Raw genomic sequence first — 3,520 nt, 5'->3', positions numbered from 1 at the left:
GCCGGGACGGGCCGCCACATCCTCGTGGCGGCGCGTCCCGGCGGCCCGTGGTACTCCTCCTCACCGCCGGCCCCGAGGCCGGCGCCCTACCAGCGGCGGCGCAGCGCGCCCGCCGCCAGGTTGCCGATGGCCGCGTAGACCACGGCGGCGATGCCGTAGTTCAGCAGGACGTGCCACCAGTCCGGCGAGACGTTGAACATGTCCCGCGACCAGGAGGCCAGCCATGAAGCTGCGTCGTGCACGAAGTCCACCACCGTGTTGTCACGGTTGGCCCCCAGCATGAAGAGCAGAATCCACAGCACGATGATGACGGCTGCCAGGTTCGCGAGCAGCGCCACGATGAACGCGACCGGGTTTCCTCGACTACGTGTGACCATGACAACCGCCTTACCGGTACGGCCGATCACAAACAGATCAGCGTGATGCAGGCCACATTTACGCCAGTTGTGCGGCACCACCCCCTATCGGGGCGACTCGACGCCGCACCACCCCGACCGGGCGCCGAAGTTGACCGCTCCCGACGCCGACCCCTCGGAGCGTTCGACGGCGCGGGGCCGGAACGCGCAGCGGGGCGGACGAGCAATGAGCAGGGCGACGGCTCCCGTGGCGACCCGGGCCCCGCGCCACGCACCGCCACCCGCCACGCACCGCCGCGACCGGACGCAGGCGTCCACCGCGCGCCCCGCCGTCCCCCTCCGGGGCGAGCCCGCGGACGGCACTCCTCACCCGACCGGGTGACGTCAGCCCGAGGCCCGCGGCGACCGGGGCACCGCCCCCGGAACCCGGCCGCCCACCGCCGGCCCCACCGCCGGGCCCACCGCCGCGACGGCCCGTCCGCCCCGGCGTGCCGCACCGGTGAGGCTGGCCGGAATCCGCCGGGAGGCCGCCCGCCCGGCGGCACCCCCCGCCACGGCCGGCACCCGGAGCGCCACGCTCAGTCTCCGAGCCGCCGCAGCAGCAGCCGGTTGGCGACAGCCGGGGAGTCGACCAGCGGATGCAGCGTCAGCGCCCGCAGCGCCGCGTCGTACGAGCCGGTGAGGGCCGCCCGGATCGTCGCCCGCTCCACCGCCTTCACCTGGAGCATGAGACCCAGTTCACCGTCGCCCGGCGGCACCGCCGGCAGCGGCCGCGGACCGGCCGCGTCCACCTCGCAGACCGTCTCCACCACCGCCGCGTCGTCCAGCGCCGTCACCGTCCCCGCGTTGGGCACGTTGAGGATCAACCGGGCCGGACGCTCGCCCGACAGCGCGTGCATCAGATCCAACGCCACCTGCTCGTACCCGCCGCCCTCCAGGTCCCGCGGGTCGCGCTCCCCGCCGCCGCCCGCCTCGCGGGCCTCCGCCAGATAGGTGCGCTCCCGCTCCATCCGCGTCACGTCCCACAGCGCCGCCGCGCGCTCCGGCTCCGCGGCGGCACGGGCGAAGAACGCCGACTGCTGGCGGTCCAGGAACTCACCGCGCGTCTCCGTCGCCTCCCACGCCTGCTCCAGCGCCTCGCGGCGGAAGTAGTAGTAGTGGAGGTACTCGTTGGGCAGCGACCCGAGCGCCCGCAGCCACCGCGCGCCGAACAGCCGCCCCTCCTCGAACGACGCCAACGCCGTGTCGTCGGCGAGCAGCCCCGGCAGCAGGTCCCGCCCCCGGTACGTCAACGACCGCAACCAGCCCAGGTGGTTGAGGCCCAGATAGTCGAACTCGGCGCGGGCCGGGTCCACTCCCACCGCCCGTGCCGCGCGGCGGACCAGCCCCACCGGTGAGTCGCAGATCCCGATGACCCGGGGCCCGAGCACCCCGGACATCGCCTCCGTGACCATCCCCGCCGGGTTGGTGAAGTTGATGACCCATGCCTCGGGTGCCACCTCGCGGATCCGCTCGGCCAGCCGCACCGCGACCGGCACCGTCCGCAGCCCGTACAGCACCCCGCCCGCGCCCACCGTCTCCTGGCCGAGCACCCCCTCGGCCAGCGCGAGCCGCTCGTCCCTGGCCCGGCCCGCCGTGCCGCCCACCCGCATCGCGGAGAAGACGACGTCCGTACCGCGCAGCGCCTCGTCCAGATCGCCGGCGACCGTCACCGCCGGACCGTCGCCCTGCTGCCGCAGCACGGCCGCGATCACCGCGGCCCGGGCCGGGTCCGTGTCGTACAGCACCACCTCGGCGACCCCGCCGCCGGGAGGGGCGCCGAGCAGCGCCCGATGGACGAGAGGGACACGGAAGCCGCCGCCGCCGATGATCGTAAGCCTCATGCCCGGAACGTACCGTAGACGCCACGTCACGACGGTCAGGCCGACGGCGGCCGACAGGGAGGACCCAGATGCACGACCCCATCGGCGGCGAGCGGTGCCCGGCGCAGGACCCCCTGGCTGCCCTGCGCCGGCCGGGTGACGTCACCTGCGACGTCTACCTCACGGGAACGGTCTTCCTCGACATCGTCTTCACCGGCCTCGACGGCGCCCCCGTGCGCGGCACCGAGTCGTGGGCGCGCGGCATGGGCTCCAGCCCCGGCGGCATCGCCAACATGGCCACCGCCCTCGCCCGCCTCGGCCTGCGGACCTCCCTGGCCGCCGCGTTCGGCGACGACAAGTACGGCGAGTACTGCTGGGAGACCCTCCGCGAGGGCGAGGGCATCGACCTCTCGCTGTCGCGCACCGTACCCGGCTGGCACTCCCCCGTCACCGTCTCCATGGCCTACGAGGGCGAACGGACGATGGTCTCCCACGGCCACCAGGCCCCGCTGCCCGAACCGCCCCACGGGCCGCCGCCGCCTGCCCGGTCCGCCGTCACCTGCCTGGAGCCCGGCCGGCCCCAGCCGTGGACCGCCGCCGCGGCCCGCCAGGGCACCCTTCTCTTCGCCGACGTCGGCTGGGACGAGTCCGGCCGGTGGGAGCTGGCCGCCCTCCCCGAGCTCGCCCACTGCGAGGCCTTCCTCCCCAACGCGGACGAGGCGATGCGCTACGCCCGCACCGACTGCCCGCGCCGCGCGGCCCGGCTGCTGGCGGAGACCGTCCCGCTGGTCGTGGTGACGATGGGCGCCGGCGGCGCCTACGCGGCGGACGGCCGCACCGGCGAGACGGCGGAGGTCCCCGCGGTGCCCGTCGAGGCACTGGACACCACCGGCGCCGGGGACGTCTTCGTCGCCGGGTTCGTCACCGGCTCCCTCGCGGGATGGCCGCTGGCGGACCGGCTGGCGTTCGCCGGGCTCACCGCCTCGCTGTCGGTGCAGGAGTTCGGCGGCTCGCTCTCGGCGCCCGGCTGGCCCGAGGTCGCCGCATGGCGCCGGCAGGTGCTGGCGGGGGACCGCGCCGCCGCCCCGGACCACGCCTTCCTCGACGACGTGATCGCGGCGCTCCGCTGCCCCGCGCCCGGCACCCACGCCGCCGCCGAGGCCCGCCGGCGTGCCGCCCCCACCCTCGGCTTCCGCTCCCGCGGCTGAGCCCGCGCCGCGGACACGCGGCCGCGACGGGCGGCCCGCACGGGCACCCCGCGAGCAGTGCGGTGAGCAGTGCGGTGGGGGGGGGGGGGGGGGG

At 76.0% G+C, this 3,520-nt stretch carries 3 protein-coding genes; 1 reads left to right on the top strand and 2 read right to left on the bottom strand.

Features of this window, described 5'->3' with window-relative positions; genetic code table 11:
• Window positions 1-86: 86 nt before the first annotated feature.
• Together HCN52_RS02645 and HCN52_RS02640 are read right to left on the bottom strand one after the other, a co-directional pair.
• Window positions 87-377 (bottom strand): hypothetical protein, encoded by a 291-nt coding sequence (locus HCN52_RS02645; RefSeq protein WP_209314076.1) that lies wholly within the window; start codon window positions 375-377, stop codon window positions 87-89.
• Between the two features lie 557 nt (window positions 378-934).
• Window positions 935-2,239, bottom strand: coding sequence for a 6-phospho-beta-glucosidase (locus tag HCN52_RS02640; protein WP_168086704.1), 1,305 nt, complete (start codon window positions 2,237-2,239; stop codon window positions 935-937).
• 68 nt (window positions 2,240-2,307) lie between these two features.
• On the opposite strand from HCN52_RS02640, the gene HCN52_RS02635 reads away from it, so the two are divergent.
• Complete coding sequence (locus tag HCN52_RS02635) at window positions 2,308-3,426, top strand: carbohydrate kinase family protein (protein ID WP_168086703.1); 1,119 nt, start codon at window positions 2,308-2,310, stop codon at window positions 3,424-3,426.
• Window positions 3,427-3,520 lie beyond the last annotated feature (94 nt).

It is taken from the genome of Streptomyces bohaiensis, assembly GCF_012033785.1.
Taxonomy (GTDB): domain Bacteria; phylum Actinomycetota; class Actinomycetes; order Streptomycetales; family Streptomycetaceae; genus Streptomyces; species Streptomyces bohaiensis.
This window is presented reverse-complemented; position numbering and strand designations above follow the sequence as displayed.